The sequence below is a fragment of the Nocardioides nitrophenolicus genome (genome assembly GCF_016907515.1).
GTDB lineage: Bacteria > Actinomycetota > Actinomycetes > Propionibacteriales > Nocardioidaceae > Nocardioides > Nocardioides nitrophenolicus.
In genome coordinates, this window is the sequence record NZ_JAFBBY010000001.1 from 5431351 (window position 1) to 5455366 (window position 24016).

Sequence of the window (24016 nt, forward strand, 5' to 3'; positions counted from 1 at the left end):
GGTCGGCGCGTTCGGCGAGCCACCTTCTGCCGGGTCGGCGCGTTCGGGGAGCTACTTTCTGCCGGGTCGGCGCGTTCGGGTGTCGACGTCGCTGACTAGGCTTGCTCATCGTGGATGACGAGCCCCAGCTGTTCGACACCCCGGGCTCGGCGGCCGGCTTCGGTGCGGGGAGCTCGGGCGGCTCGCTGGCCGACGCCACGCACTCCTCGGCGCCGCTGGCGGTGCGGATGCGTCCGCGCACGCTCGAGGAGCTGGTCGGCCAGGAGCAGCTGCGGGCCCCGGGCTCGCCGCTGCGGCAGCTGGTCGAGGGGGACCAGTCGTTGTCGCTCCTGCTGTGGGGGCCGCCCGGCACGGGCAAGACCACCATCGCCTCGATCATCAGCCAGCAGACCGGTCGGCGCTTCGTCGAGGTCTCGGCGGTGTCCGCCGGGGTCAAGGAGGTGCGGGCCGCGATCGACTCCGCGCGCCGCCAGCTGGTGGCGACGGGCGAGGAGACCGTCCTCTTCGTCGACGAGGTGCACCGGTTCAGCAAGGCCCAGCAGGACGCGCTGCTGCCGGGCGTCGAGAACCGGTGGGTGACGCTGGTCGCGGCGACCACCGAGAACCCGTCGTTCAGCGTGATCTCGCCGCTGCTCTCCCGCAGCCTGCTGCTGCGGCTGCAGTCGCTGACCGACGACGACATCGCGGCGGTGCTCGACCTGGCCGTGGCCGACGAGCGGGGGCTCGACGGCGAGCTGGTGCTCGAGGACGCCGCCCGCGACCACATCGTGCGCCTCGCCGGGGGCGACGCCCGGCGTTCGCTGACCTATCTGGAGGCCGCGGCGGGCGCCGCCCGCAGCAAGGGCAGCCGCACCATCGACGTCGAGACCGCCGAGACGGCGGCCGACCAGGCGGCGGTGCGCTACGACCGCGACGGCGACCAGCACTACGACGTGGTGAGCGCCTTCATCAAGTCGGTGCGCGGCTCCGACGCCGACGCCGCGCTGCACTATCTCGCCCGGATGATCGAGGCGGGGGAGGACCCCCGCTTCATCGCCCGCCGGCTGATGATCCTCGCCAGCGAGGACATCGGTCTGGCGGACCCCACCGCGCTGAGCACCGCCGTGGCCGCCGCGCAGACGGTGCAGCTGATCGGCATGCCCGAGGCCCAGCTGACCTTGGCCCACGCGACCATCGCGCTGGCGGTGGCGCCGAAGTCCAATGCCGTCACCACCGCGATCTTCGAGGCGATCGGCGACGTCCGGGCCGGCAAGATCGGCCAGGTGCCGCCCCATCTGCGCGACGCCCACTACGCCGGTGCGAAGTCGCTGGGCCACGGACAGGGCTACGTCTACAGCCACGACGCGCCCTACGGCGTCGCCGAGCAGCAGTACGCGCCCGACGTGGTCCTGGACGCGGCCTACTACCGGCCGACCGAGCTCGGCGCCGAGGCCGCGGTCAAGCAGCGGTGGGAGCGGGTACGCCGGATCATCCGTGGGCGGGCGAGCAAGTAGGCTTGCTCGTCGTGACCTCCGACCTCGCCGTCCCGACCTGGCTGGTCGTGGTGACCCTCGTCGCCGTCGCGGCGCTCGCGGTCGTGGCGTACCGGCTGTCCCGGTCCGTGCGCCAGGCGCGCGGCCAGACCGAGGCGCTGCTCACCGCCGCCGCACAGGACGCCGAGGCGCTGCGCGAGCAGCTGGCGCGGATCGAGACGGAGCTGCAGGCCGCGCAGGACGGCGCCACCCGGCGCGAGCGGACGCCGGTGGCCGTGGTCGACGACCGTGAGTACGTCATCACCGACCTGGGCCAGGAGCACGGGCCGCGGGTCCCGGCTCGGGTCGTGCCGGCGCCGATGTTCGCCGACATCGTGCTGCGCGAGAGCGTGATCAAGACGGCGGCGCTGGCCGCCGGGCTGCGGCGGGCGCTCTCGCCCGAGGTCCGCAACCGGATCCGCTTCGAGATGAAGCGCGAGGTCAAGCGCTCGCGCAAGGAGCGCCGGCTGCTGCTCAAGGCGGCCCGCCGCGACCTGGAGTCCCGGCAGCGCGCGACCCTGCGCCCGGACGTGGAGGTGTCGTCGTGAAGGCCGGCGTCTGGTTCGCGGCGGGAGCCGCCGCCGGCGTCTACGGCATGGTCCGGGTACGCCGCCTCGCCGAGGCGTTCACGCCCGACGGCATGCGCGACCGGATCGGCGCGGCCGTCCTCGGCGCGCGGATGTTCGGCGAGGAGGTCGCCCGCGGCCAGGCCGCGGCCGAAATCCACTTGCGACAGCGCTTCGACGGCGCGGACGCTGGTCCGCCCCAACTCATGAATCCCCAGTCCAGCAAGGAAGGCACCCGTTGAGCGAGCAGTACCTGAGCAGCGCGGAGATCCGCAACCGGTTCCTCGCCCACTTCGAGAACCGCGGCCACACCGTCGTACCGTCGGCCTCGCTGCTGCTCGACGACCCCAACCTGCTCTTCGTCAACGCCGGAATGGTGCCGTTCAAGCCCTACTTCCTGGGCCAGGAGACGCCGCCCTTCCAGCGGGCGACCAGCGTGCAGAAGTGCGTGCGGACCCTCGACATCGAGGAGGTCGGCAAGACCACCCGCCACGGCACCTTCTTCCAGATGAACGGCAACTTCTCCTTCGGCGACTACTTCAAGGAGGGCGCGGTCCGGTTCGCCTGGGAGCTGATAACCAACGCCCAGGCCGACGGCGGCTTCGGCTTCGACCCCGACCGGATCTGGGTCACGGTGCTGCCCGAGGACGACGAGGCACGCGAGGCGTGGAAGCGGATCGCGGGCCTGCCCGACGAGCGGATCCAGCCGCGCGGGCTGAAGGACAACTACTGGAACATGGGCGTGCCCGGTCCCGGTGGTCCCTGCAGCGAGATCTACATCGACCGGGGGGCCGAGTTCGGGCCCGACGGCGGCCCCGAGGCCGACGAGGACCGGTTCCTGGAGATCTGGAACCTGGTCTTCATGCAGGAGGAGCTCAGCGCCGTCCGGGCGAAGGACGACTTCGACATCGCGGGCCCGCTGCCGAGCAAGAACATCGACACCGGCATGGGCCTGGAGCGGGTCGCGTACCTGCTCCAGGGCAAGCACAACATGTACGAGATCGACACGGTCTTCCCCGTGATCGAGAAGGCGATGGACCTCTCCGGCAAGAGGTACGGCGCGCCCGGGGCCGACGGCCACGTCGACGACGTGCGCTTCCGCGTGGTCGCCGACCACGTCCGCAGCTCGCTGATGCTGATCGGCGACGGCGTCACCCCCGGCAACGAGGGCCGCGGCTACGTCCTGCGCCGGCTGCTGCGCCGCGCGGTGCGCAACATGCGGCTGCTCGGCTACCAGGACCCGGCGCTGCCCGAGCTGCTGCCGGTCTCGCGCGACAGGATGGGGGAGAGCTACCCCGAGCTGGTCTCCGGCTGGGACCGGATCGCCCAGGTCGCGTACGCCGAGGAGGAGGCCTTCCGCAAGACCCTCCAGGCCGGCACCCAGATCTTCGACCTCGCGGCGGGCGAGGTGAAGCAGTCCGGCGCGAGCACCATCCCGGGCGAGAAGGCGTTCGCGCTCCACGACACCTACGGCTTCCCGATCGACCTCACTCTCGAGATGGCGGCCGAGGCCGGGCTGAACGTCGACGAGTCCGGCTTCCGGCAGCTGATGGCCGAGCAGCGCGAGCGGGCCAAGGCCGACGCGCGCGCGAAGAAGGGCCAGCACGCCGACACCGCCGTCTACCGCGACATCCTCGACGCCAACGGCCCGACCGAGTGGCTCGCCTACGAGACCCTCGAGACCGAGTCCCGGCCGCTGGCGCTGCTGCGCGAGGGCGCGGCCGTGCCGGTGCTCGCCGGGGGTGAGATCGGCGAGCTGGTCCTCGACCGCACCCCGTTCTACGCCGAGTCCGGCGGCCAGGTCGCCGACGCCGGCGTGATCGAGTTCGAGGGCGGCGCCCTGGAGGTGCTCGACGTCCAGCGGCCGGTGCGCGGCCTGGTCGTCCACCAGGTCCGGGTCGTCGACGGCGAGCTGCCGGCCGACGCGCGGCTGCTGCACGCGAAGGTCGACCCGCAGTGGCGCATCGGCGCCCGCCAGGCGCACTCCGGCACCCACATCGTGCATGCCGCGCTGCGCGAGGTGCTCGGGCCGACCGCGCTGCAGTCCGGCTCCTACAACCGCCCGGGCTACCTCCGTCTCGACTTCGGCTGGCTCAACGCCCTCTCGCCGGACCAGGTCCGCGAGATCGAGCAGGTCTCCAACAACGCGCTGCGCGCCGACCTGCCCGTCGGCTGGCAGTACATGACCCTCGGCGAGGCCAAGGACTGGGGCGCGATCGCCCTCTTCGGCGAGACGTACGACGACCAGAAGGTCCGCGTGGTCGAGATCGGCGGTCCGTGGTCGCGTGAGCTGTGCGGTGGCACCCACGTCGACCACTCCAGCCAGGTCGGCACCATCGTGGTCACCAGCGAGGCGTCGGTCGGCTCCGGCAACCGCCGGATCGAGGCGCTCACCGGTGTCGAGGGCTTCGACTACCTCGCCCGTGAGCGCGACGTCGTCGGCCAGCTGTCCACGCTGCTCAAGACCCAGCCCGGCGACCTCGTCGGCCGGGTCGGCGACCTCGTGGAGCGGCTCAAGCAGACGGAGAAGGAGATCGAGAGGATCCGGCTCCAGCAGCTGCTCGCCGGAGGTGCCGCCCTCGCCGAGGGTGCGCAGGTGGTCAACGGGGTGCGCCTGGTCGCCCAGCGTCTCGACGGCGCCTCGGGTGGCGACGTCCGCACCCTCGCCACCGACGTGCGCGCCCGGCTCGCCGGCGACGCTCCGGCGGTCGTCGTCCTGGTCGGCGCGGCCGACGGCAAGGCCGCGATCGTGGCGGCGCTCAACGACGCGGCCCAGGCCCGTGGCCTCGCGGCCGGCGACCTGGTCCGCGCGGCGGCGCCCTTCCTCGACGGCAAGGGCGGCGGCAAGGCCGACCTGGCCCAGGGCGGCGGCACGGACGTATCCCGGATCGACGAGGCGCTCGCCGCCGTCACCGCCGCGGTGGCGCGGGGCTGAGTCGATGAGGCACGGCGTGCGCCTCGGCGTCGACCCGGGAGACGCCCGGATCGGCGTCGCCCGCAGCGACCCCTCCGGGATGCTCGCCACCCCGGTCGAGACGGTGCGCCGCGGCAACGGCGACCTGCGCCGGATCCACCGGATCCTCGCCGAGGAGAACGCCGTCGAGGTCGTGATGGGCCTGCCCCGCTCGCTGGGCGGCGGCGAGGGCCCGGCGGCGCTGAAGACCCGCGAGTTCGCCGTACGCCTGGCGCGGCGGATCGCTCCGGTCCCGGTGCGCCTCGTCGACGAGCGGCTCACCACGGTGACCGCGGAGGCTATGCTGCGCGACCAGCGCAAGGGAGCGAAGCGCCGAGCCGTGGTCGACCAGGTCGCGGCCGTCGTCATCCTCCAGCAGGCGCTGGACGCAGAACGCGCGACCGGCAACCCTCCGGGCGAGCTGGTGACCCCCACGCACGAGGAGACCCATGACTGAGCCGCACCCCGAGCAGGTCGAGGCCACGGGTCACGACCTGCTCCCCGGTACGCCCGCCGGCGGTCGCCGTCGCGCGGAGAAGCGCCGTCGGGGCGGCTGTCTGCCGATGCTGCTGGTGGTGCTCGTCTTCTGTGCCATCGTCGCCTGGTTCGCCCGGGGCGCGATCGCCGACGTCAAGGACATGTTCGCGGGGCCCGAGGACTACGCCGGTCCCGGCAGCGGCGAGGTCACCTTCGTCATCGACCCCGGCCAGTCGGTCTCCTCGATGGGCGCCGAGCTCGAGGACCTCGGCGTGGTCAAGTCGTCCGACGCGTTCGTCGACGCCGCCGCCAAGGACGGCCGCTCCACCAAGATCCAGGCCGGCACCTACCTGCTCAAGAGCCGGATGAAGGCCGCCGACGTCGTCACCATCCTGGTCGACCCCTCGCAGATGTCGCAGGAGACGGTGACCATCCCGGAGGGCAAGCGCACCTCCGACATCGTGAAGATCCTGGCGAAGAACACCGACTTCAAGGCCAAGCAGTTCCAGGCGGTGCTCGCCGACCCGGCCGCGCTCGGCCTGCCGGCGTCCGCGGAGGGCAACCCGGAGGGCTACCTGTTCCCGGCGACGTACACCATCACGCCGGCCGACACCCCGCAGTCGATCCTGGCCGCGATGGTCGCCAAGGGACAGTCGGTGATGACCGAGCTCGGCCTGGACGCCCAGGCGGAGCAGGTCGGCCTCACCGCCCACGAGGTGCTGACCGTGGCGAGCATGCTGGAGTTCGAGGCCAACCGCACCGAGGACTACCCGAAGGTCGCCCGCGCGATCTACAACCGGCTCGACATCGACATGGCGCTGCAGTCCGACGCCACGGTCGCGTACGCCAACGGGCTCTCCGGTGAGGTCTGGACCACCTCCGAGCAGCGTGACATCGACTCGCCCTACAACACCTACAAGCACACCGGCCTGCCGCCGGGCCCGATCGGCAACCCCGGCAAGGCGACCATCGACGCGGCGCTCCACCCCGCCGACGGGCCGTGGCTGTACTGGGTCGTGGTCAACCTGAAGACCGGCGAGACCGTCTTCTCGACCACCCTGGCCGAGCACAACGCCGCGACCGAGCGGCTGCGTGAGTACTGCAAGACCTCCGACGCCTGCTGATGGCGCGTCGATGAGGTGCGCGGTCCTGGGGGACCCGGTCGCCCACTCGCTCTCGCCGACCCTGCACCGGGCCGGGTACGCCGCGCTCGGCCTCGACGCGTCGTACGACGCCGTGCGGGTGCCGGCGGGCGAGCTGGCCGGGTTCGTGGCCGGCCTCGGCCCCGAGTGGCGCGGCCTGTCGGTGACCGCGCCGCTCAAGCGGGAGGCGCTGGCGCTGGCCGACGAGGTCTCCGAGCTCGCCGTGCTGGCCGGGGGCGCGAACACGCTGGTCCGGCGGGGCGGGCGCTGGTACGCCGACAACACCGACGTCCCGGGCGCCGCCGCGGCGATCCGGGAGCGCTTCGCGGGGCCGCTGACCGCGGCCACCGTCCTCGGTGGTGGTGCGACGGCGGCCAGTGTCGGGCTCGCGCTCGCGGACCTCGGCCTCGGCGCGATCACGGTCGCCGCCCGCACCCCGGCGAACGCCGAGGAGGCGGTCGCGGCGATCCGCCGCCACCCGCGCGGCCCCGTCGTCGACGTGCTGCCGCTGGCCGCGGTCGGCGCCGGCGGTGGAGTGCTGGTCTCCACGATCCCGGCGAGTGCGCAGACGCCCGACCTGGTCGAGCGGGTGCTGCCGGCCGACGTGGTGTTCGAGGTGACCTACGCCGAGTGGCCCACGCCCCTGGTCGCCGCCGCGCTCGACGCGGGGAGCACGGTCGTCTCCGGGCTGGACCTGCTCGTCCACCAGGCCGTGCTCCAGTTCGCCCTGTTCACTGGTCAGGACGGACCACTCGACGCGATGCGCTCGGCGGGCGAAGCGGCCCTCGCGGCTCGGTAGGTTGCGGTCATGGAGTGGGTCCCGGCGCTGGTCTGCGCGCTGATCGGCGCGGCGCTGGGGCTGCTCGTCCCGTGGCTGGTCGCGCGCTGCCCCGAACCGGAGCACGATCCCGACGAGAACCCGGAGGACTACCCGGACCACGTGCCGTTCGCCCGGCTGGCCGCCCGGCCCGGGCTGCGGTGGGGGAGCGCCGTCGCGTGCGGGCTCGCGGCCGGCGTACTCGGGCTGGCGCTCGGCTGGGGCTGGGCGCTGCTGTGGCTGCTGCCGCTGGTCCCGGTCTGCTGCGCGCTGACCGTGATCGACTACGTCACCTGGTACCTCCCGTCCCGGCTGATCCAGCCGGCCTGGCTGGTGACCGGCGTCCTGGTGGGGGTGGTCGCCGTCATCGTCGGCGAGCCGCGGGTGGCGCTGTGGGGGCTGATCGGGTTCGTGGCGCTCGGGGGCTACTACGGCCTGATGTGGCTGGTGAGCCCGCGCGCCATGGCCGGTGGCGACGTACGCCTGGGCGCGCTGCTCGGCATCGCCCTCGGGCCGTTCGGCGCCGGCGTGCTGATCGTCTCGGCGGTCGCCGCCGCGGTGCTCGCGGTGCTGGGGCTGGTGCCGCTGCGGCGCAACGGCACGATGATCCGGCGGCGGGTGCCGTACGGGCCCTTCCTGGTGCTCGGGGCGCTCGCCGCGATCGTGGTGGGACAGGTCCTCAGCGCCTGAGCCCACCGTGGGAGACTGGTGCCCATGTTGCGCTGGCTGACCGCGGGGGAGTCCCACGGCCCCTCCCTGGTCGCGATCCTCGAGGGCCTGCCGGCCCACGTCGAGGTCACGACCGATGACATCTCCGACTCGCTCGCCCGCCGCCGCCTCGGCTACGGCCGGGGCGCCCGGATGAAGTTCGAGGCCGACGAGGTCACCATCACCGGCGGCGTCCGCCACGGCCGCACCCAGGGCGGCCCGGTCGCGATCCAGGTCGGCAACACCGAGTGGCCGAAGTGGGAGACCGTGATGGCGGCCGACCCGGTCGACCCCGCCGTGCTGGAGGCGCAGGCGCGCAACGCCCCGCTCACCCGCCCCCGCCCCGGTCACGCCGACCTCGCGGGCATGCAGAAGTACGACTTCGCCGACGCCCGCCCGATCCTGGAGCGCGCCTCCGCCCGCGAGACGGCGGCCCGGGTCGCGCTCGGACGGGTCGCCAGCAACTTCCTGGAGCAGGCCACCGGCGCCCGGATCGTCAGCCACGTGCTCGAGATCGGCGGCGTCCGCACTCCCTCGCGCGAGCTCCCCACGCCCGACGACGTCGTGCGTCTCGACGCCGACCCGGTGCGCTGCCTCGACGCCGACGGCTCCAAGCTGATGGTCGAGCGGATCGACCAGGCCCACAAGGACGGCGACACCCTCGGCGGCGTGGTCGAGGTCGTGGTCCACGGGCTGCCGCCGGGCCTGGGCTCCCACGTGCACTGGGACCGCCGGCTCGACGCCCGCCTCGCCGGCGCGCTGATGGGCATCCAGGCGATCAAGGGCGTCGAGGTCGGCGACGGCTTCGAGCTCGCCGCGACGCCCGGCTCCCTCGCCCACGACGAGATCGTGCCCACCGAGGACGGCCTGCGCCGGGTATCGGGCCGCTCCGGCGGCACCGAGGGCGGCATGACCACCGGCGAGATCCTGCGGGTGCGGGCGGCGATGAAGCCGATCGCGACCGTCCCGCGCGCGCTGCGCACCGTCGACCTCGCCACCGGCGAGGAGGCGGTCGCCCACCACCAGCGCTCCGACGTCTGCGCGGTCCCCGCCGCCGGCATCGTCGCCGAGGCGATGGTGGCGCTGGTGCTGGCCGAGGCGGTGCTGGAGAAGTTCGGCGGCGACTCCGTGCAGGAGACCCGGCGCAACGTGCAGTCGTACCTCGACACGCTCCGGTTCAGGTGACCGGACCGCGGGCGGTCCTGGTCGGCTCGATGGGTGCCGGCAAGACCACGGTGGGGCGGCTCGTCGCCGCGCGGCTCGGCGTCGGGTTCGCCGACACCGACGCGATCGTGGAGGAGCGGACCGGCAAGAGCGTCCAGGACATCTTCGTCGAGGACGGCGAGGCGGCGTTCCGCGCGCTCGAGCGGGCCGTGGTCGCCGAGGCGCTCGCGTCGTACGACGGCGTGCTCTCGCTCGGCGGGGGCGCCGTGCTCGACCCGGCCACCCGGGCGCTGCTCGCCGCGCACCCCGTCGTCTTCCTGCGGGTCGGCCTCGCCGACGCGGTCAAGCGGGTCGGCCTCGGCACCGGGCGTCCCCTGCTGCTCGGCAACGTCCGGGCCCGGGTCAAGCAGCTGCTCGACGAGCGCACGCCGGTCTACCAGGGCGTCGCCAGGTTCACCGTCGATACCGACGGCCGCGAGCCCGCCGAGATCACCGCCGAGATCGTCGCCAGCCTCGAAGGGGAGCCCGCATGAGCCAGCCGACCGTGATCCCGGTGCCGACCGCGGCGCCGTACGACGTCGTGGTGGGCCACGGCGTCCTCGACCGGCTCCGCGGCCTCCTGCCCGCGGGCGTCCAGCGGGTCGCGATCATCACGCCCGAGTCGCTGGAGGACCTGCTCGAGCCCTTCGAGGACCTGCTCGACGGTCTCGACGTGATCGTGCTCCAGGTCCCCGACGGCGAGGAGGCGAAGAGCTGGGAGGTCGCCGCGGCGTGCTGGGAGTCGCTCGGGGAGGAGGGCTTCACCCGCTCCGACGCCGTGGTGACGCTCGGCGGCGGCGCGACCACCGACTTGGGGGGCTTCGTCGCGGCCACCTGGCTGCGCGGGGTCGCCGTCGTGCACGTGCCGACCACGGTGCTCGCCATGGTCGACGCGGCGGTCGGCGGCAAGACCGGCATCAACACCCCCGCGGGCAAGAACCTGGTCGGCTCCTTCCACGAGCCGGCCGGCGTCCTGTGCGACCTCGCACTGCTGGCGTCGCTCCCGCGCGCCGAGGTCGTCGCCGGGCTCGGCGAGGTGGTGAAGTGCGGCTTCATCGCCGACCCGCGGATCCTCGAGCTGGTCGAGGCCACCGAGCCCTCCGACCTGACGCCCGACTCGCCGGTGCTGCGCGAGCTGGTCGAGCGCGCGATCCGGGTCAAGGCCGAGGTCGTCGCCGGTGACCTGCGCGAGACCGGCGGGGTCGACGGCCACCCCGGGCGCGAGGTGCTCAACTACGGCCACACCCTCGCCCACGCCATCGAGAAGGCCACCGACTACTCCATCCGCCACGGCGAGGCGGTCGCCCTGGGCTGCGTGTACGTCGCCGAGCTGGCCGCCCGCGCCGGCTCCCTGGCGCCCGACGTGGTGGCCCGCCACCGCGCCGCCTTCGGCCGGGTCGGGCTCCCGACGTCGTGGAACGGCGCCGACTTCGACACCCTGCTCGCCACGATGCGCGTCGACAAGAAGGCCCGCGGCAACCAGCTGCGCTTCGTCGTCCTCTCCGAGCTGGCCCGGCCGGTCGTGCTCGCCGGGCCGTCCGAGGACGACCTCAGGGCGGCGTACGACGCGATCTCGGGCGGTGCGTCGTGAGCCGCCGCGACGTCTACGTCCTCAACGGCCCCAACCTGGGCCGCCTCGGCAGGCGCCAGCCGGAGATCTACGGCACCACCACCCACTTCGACCTGCAGAACGAGCTGATGCCGCGGTGGGGCAAGGAGCTCGGGCTCAAGATCCACTTCTCGCAGACCAACCACGAGGGCGAGCTGCTCGACTGGCTCAACAACGCCGCCGACAAGGCCTGGCCTGTCGTGCTCAACGCGGGTGCCTGGACCCACTACTCCTACGCGCTCTACGACGCCTGCGCCCAGCTCACCGCGCCGCTCGTCGAGGTCCACATCAGCGCGCCGTCGAAGCGGCCCGAGGAGTTCCGGCACACCTCGGTGGTCACGCCGCACGCCGCCAAGGTGATCGAGGGCCAGGGCATCGACGGCTACCGGCAGGCGCTCGAATTCATCGCGGCGCGGGGCGCCCAGTAGGATTGTCCGTCGGCCCGGCTGCGGGCCGCACGCTCTTGGACACCTCAACAGAAGGCTGACGCATGGCAACCACGAACGACCTCAAGAACGGCATGGTGCTGAACCTGGAGGGCCAGCTCTGGCAGGTGGTCGAGTTCCAGCACGTGAAGCCGGGCAAGGGACCCGCGTTCGTCCGTACCAAGCTCAAGCACGTCGAGTCGGGCAAGAACGTCGACAAGACCTTCAACGCCGGCACCAAGGTCGAGACCGCGACCGTCGACCGCCGCTCGTTCCAGTACCTCTACAACGACGGCACCAACTACGTCTTCATGGACGTGCAGGACTACGACCAGCTCGAGGTCGACCCCGCCATCGTCGGTGACGCCGCCGGCTTCCTCCTGGAGAACCAGGAGGTCATCCTGGCCACCAACGAGGGCCGCGTCCTGTTCATCGAGATGCCCGCCTCGGTCGAGCTCGTCGTCTCCTACACCGAGCCCGGCGTCGTCGGCGACTCCGCCACCGGCCGCACCAAGCCCGCCACGCTCGAGACCGGCGCCGAGATCCAGGTCCCGCTGTTCATCGAGCAGGGCGAGAAGATCAAGGTCGACACCCGCGAGGGCGGCTCGTACCTCTCGCGCGTGAAGGGCTGAGCACCCTCGTGGGAGCCCGGACCAAGGCCCGCAAGCGCGCCCTCGACGTCCTGTACGCCGCCGACCTGCGCGGCGAGACGGGCGTCGAGGCGCTGGAGCGGACCATCGCCGAGGGCGAGCCCCCGGCCAACCCGTACACCTCCGAGCTGGTGCGCGGCGTCAGCGAGCGCCGCGAGCGGATCGACGAGGTGCTCGCGGAGTTCTCCACCGACTGGAGCCTGGCCCGGATGCCCGCCGTCGACCGCAACGTGCTCCGGATCGGGGTGTGGGAGCTGCTGTGGGCCGACGACGTCCCCGACACGGTGGCGGTGACCGAGGCGATGGGGCTGGTCCGCGAGCTGTCCACCGACGACTCCCCGGCGTTCGTCAACGGGGTGCTCGGAGCGATCCAGCGGAAGAAGGGGACGCTCGTCTGAGCGGTGGTCCGGGCGGCTGGTCTGACCAGTTGACCAGTTGCGGTTTGGGACCAAAACGCGACGATTCGGGCCTCCTCCCCGCGGTCTCTGCCCAATTGGTACCGGTTCCACGCCAGCGGGAGCACCCGGCCCCCGCCAGCCTGACGTACGCCGAGCGAGCGGGGTGCCGGGCGCGACCACCCACGCCGCGCCCTGGCACCAGGCTGGTCTGACGACCACCGCCGTGCCACTGTGGCTCCATGCCGGAGCCGCTGGAAGCAGACGTCGTCGTGATCGGACTCGGACCCGGCGGCGAGCACCTCGCCGCGTCACTTGCGCGCGCCGGCCTCTCCGTGGTCGGGGTCGACCGGCGGCTGGTCGGCGGCGAGTGCCCGTACTTCGGGTGCATCCCGTCGAAGATGATGATCCGCGCCGCCGATGCGCTGGCCGAGGCGAGGCGGGTGGCCGTGCTGGCCGGCGGGGCCGAGGTGACGCCCGACTGGACGGTCGTCGCGGACCGGATCCGCGACGAGGCCACCGACGACTGGGACGACGAGGTCGCCGTCGAGCGGCTGGAGAAGGCCGGGGCGCGGTTCGTGCGCGGGCACGGCCGGTTGGCCGGCCCGGGGCGGGTCGTGGTCACGACCGACGACGGCGAGGTCACGGTGACGGCCCGGCGCGGGGTGGTGCTCAACACCGGCACCGAGCCCGCGGTGCCGCCGATCGAGGGGCTCGCCGACACGCCGTACTGGACCAACCGCGACGCCGTGCGCCTCCGCGAGCTGCCGTCCAGCCTCGTGGTGCTCGGCGGGGGTGCGATCGGGTGCGAGCTGGCGCAGGCGTTCTCGCGGTTCGGGGTCGAGGTCACGGTCGTGGAGGCGGGGGAGCGGATCCTCGGTCCCGAGGAGCCGGAGGCCAGCGGTGTCGTGGCCGCCGCACTCGACGCCGAGGGGATCGCCGTCCGGGCCGGCGTCGGGGTGACCGCGGTCAGCCACGACGGCGCGTTCGGCATCACCCTCGCCGACGGTACGACGATCGGCGCCCAGGCGCTGCTGGTCGCCGCGGGCCGTCGTACCAACCTCGGCGACATCGGCCTCGACACGCTGGGCTTCGACGACGGGGTGCGGGCGATCGAGGTGGACGAGCGGATGCGGGTCGCGGGCGTCGACGGGCTGTGGGCGATCGGCGACATCACCGGGAAGGGCGCGTTCACCCACATGTCGATGTACCAGGCGAACGTCGCGCTGCGCGACCTCACCGGCGAGGACGGGCCCTGGGCCGACTACCGCGCGGTGTCGCGGGCCACGTTCACCGATCCCGAAGTGGGCTCGGTCGGTCTCACCGAGGACCAGGCCCGCCGGTCCGGGATCCGGGTCGGCGTCGGGACGACCGCGCTGCCGGAGTCCAGCCGCGGCTGGCTGCACAAGGCCGGCAACGACGGCCTGATCAAGGTCGTGGTCGACCTCGACCGCGGCGTCCTCGTCGGTGCGACCGCGGTCGGACCGGCCGGCGGCGAGATCATCGGCATGCTGGTGACCGCGGTCCATGCCGAGGTGCCGCTCACGACCCTGCGCGGCATGCACTTCGCGTACCCGACCTTCCATCGTGCGATCGAGACCGCCCTCTCCGCCGTGTCCTGAGGTGGAGCCGGGGTAGGTTGGCCGACGACCGCTGCCTATCTCGGAGGTACACGTGAGTCATTCCTCGACCGACCCCGTGACCGATCACCTGGCCGACCCACTGACCGACCCGATCGGGCCGCCGCCCCCGGCCGCTCCGGTTCCGCCGCCACCCCCGGTGGGTGGGCCGCCGGTGGGTCCGCCGCCGTCGAGCCCGCCGTCGAGCCCGCCGGCGAGCCCGCCGCCCGGTCAACCGCCGAGCCTGCCGCCGACCCCACCGCCCGCCGTACCCGAGGCCGTCGAGCCACGCCGCTTCATGACCGCGACCGACTTCCTCGACCGACGCGACAGTGAGGCGACCCTCGGCCCGGCGACGTGGGGCTGGCGCGGTCGCGTACGCCGCTGGTCCGGCGGGCTGATCAGCCCGGCGATGGGCGCCGCCGAGCGGTCCTACGAGGCCGACCGGACCGCGATCCAGCGGGACTTCGACGGTCCGCGCACGATCGCCTTCGTGAACCCGAAGGGCGGCGCGGCCAAGACGACCGGTGTGCTGGCCGCGGGCCACACCTTCGGCACCGTGCGCGGCGGCGGGGTGATCGCGTGGGACAACAACGAGACGCGAGGCACCCTCGGGATCCGCGGCACGCGGAGTGCCCACCGCAACACCACCCGCGAGCTGCTCGAGAACCTCGGGCGGTTCACCGACGGCCACCAGTCCCGGATCGGCGACCTCGGCGCCTTCGTCCGCTCCCAGGGCGATGCGCACTTCGACGTCCTCGCCTCCGACGAGCGCCCCGACGTCACCGGCGTCATCCACGCCGGCGACTTCGCCCAGGTGCACGCCCTGCTCGAGCGGTTCTACCGGCTGCTCCTGATCGACACCGGCAACAACCTGCGCGCCGAGAACTGGCTCGCCGCCGCGGACGCCGCCGACCTCCTCGTCGTGACCAGCACGGTCCGCGAGGACACCGGCTACAGCGGCCTGTGGATGCTCGACGCGCTCCAGGACGCCGGTCACGAGAACCTCAAGTACAGGACCATCACCGTCCTCTCCGACCCGAGCCCGAAGGTCGACGAGGCGCTCGCGCGCGACCTCACGCAGGTCTACGAGCAGCGTACCCGCGGGGTCTACCGGGTGCCCTACGACCCGGCGTTGGTCTCGGGCTCCGTTGTGCCCTACGCACAATTGTCCACAGGCACCCGGCGGTCGTGGCTGCGGGCCTGTGCCGCGATGGCGACGGCGCTGTAGGTCCGCTCGCCGGCGGTCTCGGGTTGCGGTTTGGTCCCAAACCGCAGGTTCAGGACCCCGATCTGTGCGGTTTGGGACCAAACCGCAACGTCGATGACCACCGGACCCCGGATCGACACCCCGACACCGGGTACCTCCCGCGAGTCAGCAGACCGACGACGAGAGGAGCCCGGGATGGGTCTCGACGACAAGCTGAGCAACAAGGCCGAGGAGATGACCGGCAAGGCCAAGGAGGCCGTCGGGAAGGCCACGGACGACGAGGACCTCGAGAACGAGGGCAAGGTCGACAAGGCCAAGGGCAACCTGAAGCAGGCCGGCGAGAAGGTGAAGGACGCCTTCAAGTAGGCGGCCGAACGCTCAGACGACCGACCGGGCCCGGCGTGGTGCGAGCCACGCCGGGTCCGGTTCGCGTCCGCGGCGGCTCGGTCTGTAAAGTCGGCCCCGCAACATCCTTTAACGAGCCGTCCCGTGAGGCGGAGAAGGAGGTTCCGTCAGTCTTGCCTGCACCGCAGACTCCGGAGGCGCCCGCGAGCACGGGCCGCGTCGTTCTCGACGCCGGCGACATCAGCCGGGCGCTGATCCGTATTTCCCACGAGATCCTCGAGCGCAACAAGGGCGCCGAGGATCTTCTGCTTCTCGGCCTCCACACGCGCGGGGTCCCGCTCGCGCGCCGGCTGGCCGCCAACATAGCCGACGTCGAGGGTACGACGGTCGCCACCGGCGAGCTCGACGTCACCATGTACCGCGACGACCTGCGCTCGAACCCGACTCGCGCGCCGCACCGCACCCAGGTGCCGGCCGGGGGGATCGACGGGAAGACCGTGGTGCTGGTCGACGACGTGCTCTACAGCGGGCGCACCATCCGGGCGGCGCTCGACGCGCTGTCGGACCTGGGCCGCCCGGCGGTCGTCCGGCTGGCGGTGCTGGTCGACCGCGGCCACCGGGAGCTCCCGATCCGCGCCGACCACGTGGGCAAGAACCTGCCGACCGCGCGGAGCGAGCGGGTGAGCCTGCGCCTGGTCGAGACCGACGGCGAGGACGAGGTGCGGATCAAGTGAACAAGCACCTCCTCAGCATCGACGACCTGACGACCGACGACATCGAGCAGGTGTTCACCACCGCGGCGGAGATGCACGACGTGCAGCGCCGCGAGGTGAAGAAGCTGCCCGCGCTGCGCGGCCGCACGGTCATCAACCTGTTCTTCGAGGACTCCACCCGCACCCGGTCCAGCTTCGAGATCGCCGGCAAGTGGCTCTCGGCCGACGTGATCAACCTGTCCGCCAAGGGCAGCAGCGCGAGCAAGGGGGAGTCGCTGCGCGACACCGTGCTCACGGTGACCGCGATGGGCATCGACGGGCTGGTCGTGCGCCACGGCGCGAGCGGCGCGGCCGAGCAGATCAGCCGGTGGATCGACGTACCCGTCATCAACGCCGGCGACGGCACCCACGAGCACCCCACCCAGGCGCTGCTCGACGGCTACACCCTCACCCGCCGGCTCGGCACGCTCGAGGGCAAGCACGTCGCGATCGTCGGCGACCTGACCCACAGCCGGGTGTTCCGCTCCAACGTCAAGAGCCTCACCAAGCTCGGCGCCACGGTCACCGCGGTGGCCCCGCCGACGCTGATGCCGTCCGGGGTCACCGCGTGGTCCGAGGCCGCCGGCTTCGCGACCAGCTACGACCTCGACGAGGTGCTTCCCCAGGCTGACGCCGTGATGATGCTCCGCGTCCAGCGCGAGCGGATGAGCGGCGGCTTCTTCCCGACCGCGCGCGAGTACACCGTCGGCTACGGCCTCACCCGTGACCGGCTCGCCGGGCTGAAGCCCGGTACGCCGATCCTGCACCCCGGCCCGATGAACCGTGGCCTGGAGATCTCCGCGGACGCCGCCGACGCGATCGACTCGGTCGTCCTCGACCAGGTCTCCGCGGGCGTCGCCGTCCGCATGTCCGTGCTCTACCACCTGCTCGCCGGCGAGGAGACCTCCGCATGAGCACCCTGATCAAGGGCGCCACCCTGCCCGACGGTACGACGAGCGACGTGCTCGTCGACGACGGCGTCATCACCGAGATCGGCTCGGTCGAGGTGAAGGCCGACGCCACGATCGACGCCGCCGGTCTGCGCCTGCTGCCCGGCCTCGTCGACCTCCACACCCACCTGCGCGAGCCCGGCCGCGAGGACGCCGAGACGGTGCTCACCGGCTCTCGCGCCGCCGCGGTGGGCGGCTTCACCGCCGTCCTCGCGATGGCCAACACCAGTCCGGTGACCGACACCGCCGAGGCGGCTGAGCGGGTCCACGACCTCGGTCGCCAGGCCGGCCTGGTCGACGTCCAGCCGGTCGGCGCGGTCACCAAGGGCCTCGCGGGCGAGGAGCTCGCCGAGCTGGGCCTGATGGCGCGCAGCCGGGCCAGGGTCCGGGTGTTCTCCGACGACGGCAGGTGCGTCCACGACCCGCGCGTCATGCGCCGGGCGCTGGAGTACGTCAAGGCGTTCGGCGGCGTGGTCAGCCAGCACAGCCAGGACCCGGCGCTCGCCGGCCCGACGGCGTGCTGCCACGAGGGCGAGCTCTCCGGACAGCTCGGCCTGCCCGGCTGGCCCGGCGTCGCCGAGGAGGTCATCGTCGCCCGCGACGTGATGCTCGCCCGCCACACCGGCAGCCGGGTCCACGTCGCCCACGTGTCGACCGCGGGCAGCGTCGAGGTGATCCGCTGGGCCAAGGCGCAGGGGATCGGCGTGACCGCGGAGGTCACCCCGCACCACCTGCTGCTCACCACCGACCTGCTCACCGGCTACGACCCGACGTTCAAGGTCAACCCGCCGCTGCGCCCCGACGAGGACGTCCGCGCGCTGCGCGAGGCGCTCGCCGACGGCACCATCGACGCGGTCGCCACCGACCACGCCCCCCACGCGCGCCACGACAAGGAGCACGCCTTCGTCGACGCGGCGTTCGGCATGCTCGGCCTCGAGACCGCGCTGCCGGTCGTCACCACGGTGATGGTCGAGAACGGCCTGCTCGACTGGGCCGGCGTGGCCCGGGTGATGAGCGCCAACCCGGCCGCGATCGCCGGCCTGGAGGGCCACGGCCGGCCGATCGCGGTCGGTGAGCCCGCCAACCTCACCCTGGTCGACCCGGCCGCGCAGGTCGTCGTCGACCGCGCCGCCAGCGTCTCGCTGAGCCGCAACAACCCCTGGCACGACCGCAAGCTGACCGGAAAGGTGATCGCCACGCTGCTGCGCGGCACGCCGACCGTCCTGGAAGGAGCGCTCGCATGAGCACCCCCGCCCTGCTCGTCCTCGAGGACGGCCGTACGTTCCACGGCGAGGCCTACGGCGCCGAGGGTGAGACCTTCGGCGAGGCCGTCTTCAACACCGGCATGACCGGCTATCAGGAGACGCTGACCGACCCGTCGTACCACCGCCAGGTGGTCGTGATGACGGCGCCCCACATCGGCAACACCGGCGTCAACGACGAGGACCCGGAGTCGAAGCGGATCTGGGTCGCCGGGTACGTCGTCCGCGAGCCCGCGCGGATCCCCAGCAACTGGCGCTCGCGCCGCAGCCTCGACGACGAGCTCAACGCCCAGGGCGTCGTCGGCATCTCCGGCATCGACACCCGCGCGCTGACCCGCCACCTGCGCGAGCGGGGTGCGATGCGGGTCGGCATCTCCACGGTCGAGACCGACCCGGAGGCCCTGCTCGCCAAGGTGAAGGCGTCCGCCGAGATGAGCGGAGCCAACCTGTCGGAGGCCGTCTCCACCAGCGCGGCGTACGTCGTGCCGGCCCAGGGGGAGCGGCGGTTCACCGTGGCCGCGCTCGACCTCGGCATCAAGGACATGACGCCCTACCGGATGAGCGAGCGCGGCATCGAGGTCCACGTGCTGCCCGCCACCGCGTCGATCGACGAGGTGCTGGCGGTCCAGCCGGACGGCCTGTTCTTCTCCAACGGCCCCGGTGACCCGGCCGCGACGACCGGCCAGGTCGAGCTGCTGCAGCAGGCGCTCGCCCGGGACCTGCCCTACTTCGGCATCTGCTTCGGCAACCAGCTGTTCGGGCGCGCGCTCGGCTTCGGCACCTACAAGCTGAAGTACGGCCACCGCGGGATCAACCAGCCGGTGATGGACCTGACCACCCGCAAGGTCGAGGTCACCGCCCACAACCACGGGTTCGCGGTCGACGCCCCGCTCGATGCGCCCACCGAGACGCCCTACGGCACCGCCACGGTCAGCCACGTGTGCCTCAACGACGACGTCGTCGAGGGCCTCGAGCTGCGCACCCCCGAGGGGAAGCTGAAGAGCTTCTCCGTCCAGTACCACCCGGAGGCCGCCGCCGGACCCCACGACGCGGCGTACCTCTTCGACCGGTTCACCACGCTCCTGGAGGAGAACGCCTGATGCCGAAGCGCGACGACATCAAGTCCGTCCTGGTCATCGGCTCCGGCCCGATCGTGATCGGCCAGGCCTGCGAGTTCGACTACTCCGGGACCCAGGCCTGCCGGGTCCTCAAGGAGGAGGGCCTGCGGGTCATCCTGATCAACTCCAACCCGGCCACGATCATGACCGACCCGGAGTTCGCCGACGCGACCTACGTCGAGCCGATCACCCCCGAGTTCGTCGAGAAGGTGATCGCCAAGGAGCGTCCGGACGCGATCCTGCCGACCCTCGGCGGCCAGACCGCGCTCAACGCCGCGATCGCGGCGCACGAGAGCGGCGTACTCGAGAAGTACGGCGTCGAGATGATCGGCGCCAGCTTCGAGGCGATCCACCGCGGCGAGAACCGCGAGCTGTTCAACGCCATCGTCGAGAAGGTCGGTGGCGAGGTCGCCCGCTCCTTCGTGTGCCACTCGATGGACGAGGTCGAGAAGGCCGCCGGCGAGCTGGGCTTCCCGATCGTCGTCCGCCCGTCCTTCACCATGGGCGGCCTCGGCTCCGGCATCGCCTACGACGAGGCCGACATGCACCGCATCGCCGGCGCCGGGCTCTCGGCCTCGCCGACGACCGAGGTGCTGATCGAGGAGTCGATCATCGGCTGGAAGGAGTACGAGCTGGAGGTGATGCGCGACAAGGCCGACAACGTCGTCATCATCTGCTCGATCGAGAACTTCGACCCGATGGGCGTCCACACCGGCGACTCGATCACCGTCGCGCCGGCGATGACCCTCACCGACCGCGAGTACCAGCACCTGCGCGACCTCGCCATCGGCATCATCCGCGAGGTCGGCGTCGACACCGGCGGCTGCAACATCCAGTACGCCGTGAACCCCGCCGACGGCCGGGTGATCGTGATCGAGATGAACCCCCGCGTCTCCCGGTCCTCGGCGCTGGCGTCGAAGGCGACCGGCTTCCCGATCGCGAAGATCGCGGCGAAGGTCGCGGTGGGCTACACCCTCGACGAGATCCCCAACGACATCACCGAGGAGACCCCGGCGTCCTTCGAGCCGAGCCTCGACTACGTCGTGGTGAAGGTGCCGCGGTTCGCGTTCGAGAAGTTCCCGACCGCCGACCCGACGCTGACCACCCACATGAAGTCGGTCGGCGAGGCGATGGCGATCGGCCGCAGCTTCACCGAGGCGCTCAACAAGGCACTGCGCTCGCTGGAGAACAAGCACGCGCCGTTCGACTGGGCCTCGCCGGTCGGCGACAAGACCGCCCTGCTCGACCAGATCAAGGTGCCCCACGACGGCCGGCTGCAGAAGGTGATGCAGGCGATCCGCGCCGGCGCCACCCAGGAGGAGATCCACGACGCCACGAAGATCGACCCGTGGTTCGTCGACCAGGTCTTCCTCATCGACGAGGTCGCCCAGCGGGTCGCCGCGACCGAGACCCTCGACGCCGGGGCGCTGCGCCTGGCCAAGCGGCACGGCCTGTCCGACGCCCAGATCGCGGCGATCCGCGGGCTGCAGGAGTCCGAGGTCCGGATCGCCCGGCAGACACTGGGCGTGCGCCCGGTCTACAAGACGGTCGACACCTGCGCCGCCGAGTTCGCCGCCCAGACGCCGTACTACTACTCCTCCTACGACGAGGAGAGCGAGGTCCAGCCGCGGGCCGAGGGCAAGCAGGCCGTGATCATCCTCGGCTCCGGGCCGAACCGGATCGGCCAGGGCATCGAGTTCGACTACTCGTGCGTCCACGCCAGCCTCGCGCTGGCCGAGGCGGGCTACGAGACGATCATGGTCAACTGCAACCCCGAGACGGTCTCGACCGACTACGACACCTCCGACCGGCTCTACTTCGAGCCGCTCACGCTCGAGGACGTGCTGGAGATCTACGAGGCCGAGCGGGCAGCGGGCCCGATCGCCGGCGTGATCGCGACGCTCGGCGGGCAGACGCCGCTCGGTCTCGCGCAGGGCCTGCAGGACGCCGGCGTCCCGATCGTGGGCACCAGCCCCGAGGCGATCGACCTCGCCGAGGAGCGCGGTGCCTTCGGGCGGGTGCTCGCCGACGCCGGTCTGGTCGCGCCCAAGCACGGCACCGCCGTGTCGTACGACGAGGCCCAGGCGATCGCCCACAGCATCGGCTACCCGGTGCTGGTGCGGCCGTCGTACGTCCTCGGCGGGCGGGGCATGCAGATCGTCTACAGCGACCAGGCGCTCGAGGCGTACATCGCGGCGGCGACCGAGATCAGCCCGGACCGGCCGGTCCTGGTCGACCGGTTCATCGACGACGCGGTCGAGATCGACGTCGACGCGCTGTACGACGGCACCGACCTCTTCCTCGGCGGCGTCATGGAGCACATCGAGGAGGCCGGCATCCACTCCGGCGACTCGTCGTGCGCGCTCCCGCCGATCACCCTCGGCAACGCCGAGATCGCCCGGATCCGCGAGGCCACCACGGCAATCGCCGAGGGCGTGGGCGTGCGCGGCCTGATCAACATCCAGTTCGCGCTGGGCGCCGACGTGCTCTACGTCATCGAGGCCAACCCGCGCGCCTCGCGCACGGTGCCGTTCGTGTCCAAGGCGACCGGCACCCAGCTGGCCAAGGCCGCGGCCCGGCTGATGCTGGGGGAGTCGATCGCCGAGCTGCGCGCGACCGGCGTGCTGCCGGCCGAGGGCGACGGCGGCACCCTGCCGGCCGACTCGCCGATCGCGGTCAAGGAGGCGGTGCTGCCGTTCAACCGGTTCCGCACCAAGGACGGCCAGTTCGTCGACACCGTGCTCGGTCCGGAGATGAAGTCGACCGGCGAGGTGATGGGCTTCGACGCCGACTTCGGCACGGCGTTCAGCAAGTCGCAGGCCGCGGCGTACGGCCCGCTGCCGACCTCGGGCAAGGTCTTCATCTCCATCGCCGACCGCGACAAGCGGACCATGGTGTTCCCGGCGCGGGTGCTCGTCGACTACGGCTTCGAGATCCTCGCCACCCAGGGCACCGCCGAGGTGCTGCGCCGCAACGGCGTCCAGGCGACCGTCGTCCGCAAGCACTTCGAGGGCAAGGGACCCGAGGGCGAGCCGACCGTGGTCGACATGATCCTGGCCGGCGACATCGACCTGATCGTCAACACCCCCCACGGCTCCACCACGTCGTCGGGCGGTGGCGGCGACTCGCGCATCGATGGCTACGAGATCCGCTCCTCGGCCGTGCTGACCGGTACGCCGTGCATCACCACCGTGCAGGGGCTGGCGGCCGCCGTCCAGGGCATCGCGGCGGTGCGCGGCGGCACGATCGGCGTGCGCTCCCTCCAGGAGTGGCACGCGTGAGGCTCTACGACCGCCTGTTCGACCACGTCCTGGTCAAGCTGGACGCCGAGCGGGCGCACCACCTGACCTACGACGCGCTGCGCGCCGGCGGCCCGCTGCTCTCCCGGGCACCGATCCCCGGCGTCGCGCCGGTGCGCACCATGGGCCTGACCTTCCCCAACCGGCTCGGCCTGGCGCCCGGCTTCGACAAGAACGCCCGGGTCTACGACCGGATGGGCGCCTTCGGCTTCGGCCACGTCGAGATCGGCACCGTCACCGCGCTGGCCCAGCCCGGCAACCCCCGGCCGCGGCTGTTCCGGCTCCCCGAGGACCGCGCCATCGTCAACCGGATGGGCTTCAACAACGACGGCGCCGTCGCCGTCGCGGCCCGCCTCGCGAAGCGCCGGCGCCGGACCGGCGGCCTGGTCCTCGGCGTCAACATCGGCAAGTCCAAGGTCGTCCCCGACGACGACCAGGCCGCCGTCGAGGCCGACTACGAGACCTCGACCCGGCTGCTCGCGCCGCACGCCGACTACCTCGTGGTCAACGTCAGCTCGCCCAACACGCCGGGCCTGCGCAACCTGCAGGCCGTCGAGAAGCTCGCACCGCTGCTGGCCCACGTCCGTCGTACGGCCGACCAGGTCACGTCCGCACCGCTGCCGCTGCTGGTGAAGATCGCCCCCGACCTGTCCGACGACGACGTGCTCGCCGTCGCCGACCTGGCGCTCGACCTCGGCCTCGCCGGGATCATCGCGACCAACACCACGATCTCGCGCGAGGGGCTGCGCACCCCCGCCGCGAAGGTCGAGGAGATCGGCGCCGGTGGCCTGTCGGGAGCGCCGCTCACCGAACGCTCGACCGCGGTGCTGCGGCTGTTGCGCGAGCGGGTCGGGCCGGAGCTCACGCTGATCGGCGTCGGCGGGATCACGACGCCCCAGCAGGCCCGCGACCGGGTCGCCGCGGGGGCCGATCTCGTGCAGGCCTACAGCGCGCTCGTCTACGGTGGCCCGATGTGGCCGCGACAGATCCTCCAGGCGCTGTGAG

General features: G+C 72.4%; 23 protein-coding genes. All 23 read left to right on the forward strand.

Features of this window, described 5'->3' with window-relative positions:
• Window positions 1-110: 110 nt before the first annotated feature.
• The 23 genes from JOD66_RS26015 (at window position 111) to JOD66_RS26125 (ending at window position 24015) form a co-directional block, all read left to right on the forward strand.
• Complete coding sequence (locus tag JOD66_RS26015) at window positions 111-1493, forward strand: replication-associated recombination protein A (RefSeq protein ID WP_372442812.1); 1383 nt, start codon at window positions 111-113, stop codon at window positions 1491-1493.
• An 11-nt stretch (window positions 1494-1504) separates the two neighbouring features.
• A complete protein-coding gene (locus JOD66_RS26020) occupies window positions 1505-2059 on the forward strand; it encodes a hypothetical protein (protein ID WP_204839671.1) in 555 nt (184 codons plus the stop codon).
• Window positions 2056-2319: a DUF6167 family protein gene (locus JOD66_RS26025; protein WP_204839672.1), complete on the forward strand. Its 264-nt coding sequence runs from the start codon at window positions 2056-2058 to the stop codon at window positions 2317-2319. Before JOD66_RS26020 ends, JOD66_RS26025 begins: the two co-directional genes overlap by 4 nt.
• 11 nt (window positions 2320-2330) lie before the next feature.
• The gene (alaS, locus tag JOD66_RS26030; RefSeq protein ID WP_205126565.1) at window positions 2331-5012 is read left to right on the forward strand and encodes an alanine--tRNA ligase; all 2682 of its coding nucleotides are present in this window, start codon (window positions 2331-2333) and stop codon (window positions 5010-5012) included.
• 4 nt (window positions 5013-5016) lie between these two features.
• The gene (gene ruvX / locus JOD66_RS26035) at window positions 5017-5487 is read left to right on the forward strand and encodes a Holliday junction resolvase RuvX (RefSeq protein ID WP_204839673.1); all 471 of its coding nucleotides are present in this window, start codon (window positions 5017-5019) and stop codon (window positions 5485-5487) included.
• The gene (mltG, locus tag JOD66_RS26040) at window positions 5480-6631 is read left to right on the forward strand and encodes an endolytic transglycosylase MltG (RefSeq protein WP_204839674.1); all 1152 of its coding nucleotides are present in this window, start codon (window positions 5480-5482) and stop codon (window positions 6629-6631) included. Before ruvX ends, mltG begins: the two co-directional genes overlap by 8 nt.
• A gap of 10 nt (window positions 6632-6641) precedes the next feature.
• Window positions 6642-7448, forward strand: a complete 807-nt coding sequence (locus JOD66_RS26045; protein ID WP_204839675.1) for a shikimate dehydrogenase — start codon at window positions 6642-6644, stop codon at window positions 7446-7448.
• Between the two features lie 9 nt (window positions 7449-7457).
• Complete coding sequence (locus tag JOD66_RS26050; protein WP_204839676.1) at window positions 7458-8156, forward strand: A24 family peptidase; 699 nt, start codon at window positions 7458-7460, stop codon at window positions 8154-8156.
• Window positions 8157-8180: 24 nt separating this feature from the next.
• Window positions 8181-9359 carry a chorismate synthase gene (gene aroC, locus JOD66_RS26055; RefSeq protein WP_204839677.1) on the forward strand — a complete coding sequence of 393 codons (1179 nt, stop codon included), beginning with the start codon at window positions 8181-8183 and terminating at the stop codon, window positions 9357-9359.
• Window positions 9356-9871, forward strand: a complete 516-nt coding sequence (locus tag JOD66_RS26060) for a shikimate kinase (protein ID WP_307823727.1) — start codon at window positions 9356-9358, stop codon at window positions 9869-9871. The genes aroC and JOD66_RS26060 overlap by 4 nt, the downstream gene beginning before the upstream one ends.
• The gene (aroB, locus tag JOD66_RS26065) at window positions 9868-10968 is read left to right on the forward strand and encodes a 3-dehydroquinate synthase (RefSeq protein WP_204839678.1); all 1101 of its coding nucleotides are present in this window, start codon (window positions 9868-9870) and stop codon (window positions 10966-10968) included. Before JOD66_RS26060 ends, aroB begins: the two co-directional genes overlap by 4 nt.
• The gene (locus JOD66_RS26070) at window positions 10965-11414 is read left to right on the forward strand and encodes a type II 3-dehydroquinate dehydratase (protein ID WP_204839679.1); all 450 of its coding nucleotides are present in this window, start codon (window positions 10965-10967) and stop codon (window positions 11412-11414) included. The genes aroB and JOD66_RS26070 overlap by 4 nt, the downstream gene beginning before the upstream one ends.
• Before the next feature lie 62 nt (window positions 11415-11476).
• Complete coding sequence (gene efp / locus JOD66_RS26075) at window positions 11477-12043, forward strand: elongation factor P (protein ID WP_204839680.1); 567 nt, start codon at window positions 11477-11479, stop codon at window positions 12041-12043.
• A gap of 8 nt (window positions 12044-12051) precedes the next feature.
• Window positions 12052-12459, forward strand: coding sequence for a transcription antitermination factor NusB (gene nusB / locus JOD66_RS26080; RefSeq protein WP_204839681.1), 408 nt, complete (start codon window positions 12052-12054; stop codon window positions 12457-12459).
• A gap of 239 nt (window positions 12460-12698) precedes the next feature.
• Window positions 12699-14078, forward strand: coding sequence for a dihydrolipoyl dehydrogenase family protein (locus tag JOD66_RS26085; RefSeq protein WP_204839682.1), 1380 nt, complete (start codon window positions 12699-12701; stop codon window positions 14076-14078).
• A 295-nt stretch (window positions 14079-14373) separates the two neighbouring features.
• Window positions 14374-15306 carry a MinD/ParA family ATP-binding protein gene (locus JOD66_RS26090; RefSeq protein WP_239545447.1) on the forward strand — a complete coding sequence of 311 codons (933 nt, stop codon included), beginning with the start codon at window positions 14374-14376 and terminating at the stop codon, window positions 15304-15306.
• Between the two features lie 174 nt (window positions 15307-15480).
• A complete protein-coding gene (locus JOD66_RS26095) occupies window positions 15481-15651 on the forward strand; it encodes a CsbD family protein (RefSeq protein ID WP_204839683.1) in 171 nt (56 codons plus the stop codon).
• 152 nt (window positions 15652-15803) lie between these two features.
• Window positions 15804-16364 (forward strand): bifunctional pyr operon transcriptional regulator/uracil phosphoribosyltransferase PyrR, encoded by a 561-nt coding sequence (gene pyrR / locus JOD66_RS26100; protein WP_204839684.1) that lies wholly within the window; start codon window positions 15804-15806, stop codon window positions 16362-16364.
• Entirely contained in the window at window positions 16361-17296 is a 936-nt protein-coding gene (locus JOD66_RS26105; protein WP_204839685.1) for an aspartate carbamoyltransferase catalytic subunit, read from the forward strand. The genes pyrR and JOD66_RS26105 overlap by 4 nt, the downstream gene beginning before the upstream one ends.
• Window positions 17293-18576 (forward strand): dihydroorotase, encoded by a 1284-nt coding sequence (locus JOD66_RS26110; protein WP_204839686.1) that lies wholly within the window; start codon window positions 17293-17295, stop codon window positions 18574-18576. Before JOD66_RS26105 ends, JOD66_RS26110 begins: the two co-directional genes overlap by 4 nt.
• A complete protein-coding gene (gene carA, locus JOD66_RS26115) occupies window positions 18573-19694 on the forward strand; it encodes a glutamine-hydrolyzing carbamoyl-phosphate synthase small subunit (protein WP_204839687.1) in 1122 nt (373 codons plus the stop codon). The genes JOD66_RS26110 and carA overlap by 4 nt, the downstream gene beginning before the upstream one ends.
• Entirely contained in the window at window positions 19694-22993 is a 3300-nt protein-coding gene (gene carB / locus JOD66_RS26120) for a carbamoyl-phosphate synthase large subunit (RefSeq protein WP_204839688.1), read from the forward strand. The genes carA and carB overlap by 1 nt, the downstream gene beginning before the upstream one ends.
• Complete coding sequence (locus JOD66_RS26125; RefSeq protein WP_307823728.1) at window positions 22990-24015, forward strand: quinone-dependent dihydroorotate dehydrogenase; 1026 nt, start codon at window positions 22990-22992, stop codon at window positions 24013-24015. Before carB ends, JOD66_RS26125 begins: the two co-directional genes overlap by 4 nt.
• Window position 24016: the final 1 nt, after the last annotated feature.